This window comes from Streptomyces sp. NPDC033229 (assembly GCF_055576875.1).
Genome location: NZ_JBVIQR010000180.1, coordinates 1 through 1,939, shown reverse-complemented (window position 1 = coordinate 1,939; position 1,939 = coordinate 1). Strand labels below are relative to the sequence as shown.

1 pseudogene is annotated in these 1,939 nt (G+C 66.3%); it reads left to right on the top strand.

Annotated features, from left to right (window positions below):
• Nucleotides 1-147 precede the first annotated feature (147 nt).
• Nucleotides 148-1,832, top strand: a pseudogene (locus ACZ53N_RS37210) (ISAzo13 family transposase).
• Nucleotides 1,833-1,939: the final 107 nt, after the last annotated feature.

Below are 1,939 nucleotides of genomic sequence, written 5' to 3'. Positions count from 1 at the left end.
CACCGTGCGTGCGAGCACCCCGTCGGCAAACGGGACAAACCAACCACCGCAGAGCGCGCCACGAACAACCGGTCTGCACAAACGCCAAGCTTAGGGCTCGCAGAGAATCAGGGTGTTGCTTCCCGCGGTTCGGCTCGTTGGTGTGATATGCGCATATCCGGCGAGGTCCGTGGTCAACTCGTTCTGAAGTTCGTGGAGTTGTTCTCTCATCTGGGCGAGCGGCAGCGACGTCTGCTGATGGGGGCTGAGGCCAGGATCCTGGGACACGGCGGGATCCGGGCGGTCGCCCGAGCCGCCCAGGTCGGCGAGACCACAGTCCGTAAGGGCGTGGACGAGTTGGAGGCGGGGGCGGAACCGCTGGGCCGGGTCCGCCGTCCCGGCGGCGGGCGCAAGCGGGCAGCCGAGGTGGATCCAGAACTGCGGCCCGCGCTGTTGGCGCTGGTCGAGCCCGACATGCGTGGGGATCCGTTGCCGCCACTGCGATGGACGACGAAGTCCACCCGCAGACTCGCCGACCAGCTCACCAGGCAGGGCCACTGCATCTCGGCGGATACCGTCGCCGACCTGCTGCGGGAAGAGGGATTCAGCCTCCAGGCCAACGCCAAGGCCCTCGAGGGCGCCCAGCATCCCGGCCGGGATGCCCAGTTCCACTACATCAACGATCGGGCCAAGGAGCACATCGCTGCCGGCGACCCGGTGATCAGCGTGGACACCAAGAAGAAGGAACTGGTCGGCCCCTACAAGAACAGGGGCCGTGAGTGGGAGCCGAAGGGGGCTCCGGCCAGGTCAAGACCCATGACTTCCTGGACCGGCAGGGACCGGGCAGGGCGATCCCGTACAGGATCTCGACGTCGCCGCGAACACCGGCTGGGTCAGCGTCGGCACCGACCACGACACCGCAGCCTTCGCCGTCGCCTCCATCCGCCACTGGTGGCAGGCCCGCGCCGGCCACGATTACCCTCAGGCCACCCGGCTGCTGATCACCGCGGACGCCGGCGGCTCCAACGGCTACCACACCCGCGCCTGGAAAACCGAACTCGCCGCCCTGGCCGCCGAGACGGGCCTGGAGATCACGGTCTGCCACATGCCGCCGGGCACCTCGAAGTGGAACAAGATCGAGCACCGGCTGTTCTCCCACATCTCCATGAACTGGCAGGGCAGACCTTTGACCAGCCACGACGTCATCGTGAACAGCATCAAGGCAACCACTACCCACACCGGGCTGACAGTCCACGCGGAACTCGACCCGGGCACCTACGACACCGGCATCAAGGTCACTGACTCAGACATCAACGCCCTGCCCATGCACCGGCACCGCTTCCACGGCGACTGGAACTACACGCTCCACCCACAACACCGCGACACGGTCGGCGCGGCCGAGGACCCGCGGTCAGCCGAGGGCCTGCCGCCTCAACCCTGCGCTCGCGGTCTGCGCTATGCGGAACTGACGGACATGACCGAACTGGGACTGGACGAACTCGTCGACCAGCTGTCCCCGAAACTCGATGAGCTACGTGAACGCGGGCGGTCCCAGCAGCGAGGAGGAGACCGCATCCGGGCTCGCGGAGCCGGCGCCAAGGACAAGCTGACCACCGCCGACCGAGTCCTCCCCCACCGTTCTCTACCTGCGTAAACTCGGCCCCCGAGACCTGATCGCCCAGCTCCTCGGCGTCAACGGCAGCACCATCACTAGAGCCGTTCAGCAAGTCCAGCCCCTCCTCGCCGAGTACGGCTGCACCGTCCCGCCCTCGACAGCCAGGTTTCGCACACCCGCCGACGTCACCGCGTTCCTCACGAACAACATGCCCACGGAGATCAAGTCAGCATGTTGATTCTCTGCGAGCCCTTACTGAGGCTGAACTCGTGTTGTCATAGGTGCTGACAGGTCTTGATCCTTGCGGTACGTCGACAGGTATGCGGTACGCACAGGGTGGTGGAT